This is a genomic window from Pseudomonas sp. GW456-12-10-14-LB2 (assembly GCF_002884345.1).
In the GTDB taxonomy this organism is placed as follows: domain Bacteria; phylum Pseudomonadota; class Gammaproteobacteria; order Pseudomonadales; family Pseudomonadaceae; genus Aquipseudomonas; species Aquipseudomonas paraglycinae.
In genome coordinates this window covers 1-264 of record NZ_POHV01000194.1, presented here as the reverse complement: position 1 = coordinate 264, position 264 = coordinate 1, and the positions used below count along the sequence as shown (strand labels likewise).

Annotated in this window: 1 pseudogene; it reads left to right on the top strand. The window is 67.8% G+C overall.

From position 1 onward, the window contains the following. A pseudogene (locus tag C1X29_RS30005) lies at window positions 1–264 on the top strand (hypothetical protein); the annotation flags it as partial.

Genomic DNA, 264 nt, shown 5'->3' with positions numbered 1-264 from the left:
GCCCTGGCGTGGCCGCTCGCTGCCTCCGCCCGAGACACGTCGGCCGTTCCGGCACCCGATGCCCCGGTCCCGGAGGCTCCTCCCGTCACTGATGACGCGGGCAACGACATCATCATCGTCGGCAAGGGCCAGACGCGCCAGGTGCAGCAGCTCAACCAGGCCGACATTGCGATCCTCGCCGCCGGCACCAGCCCGCTGAAAGCAATCGCCAAGCTCCCCAACGTCAACTTCCAGTCGGCCGATGCCTTCGGTGCCTATGAATGG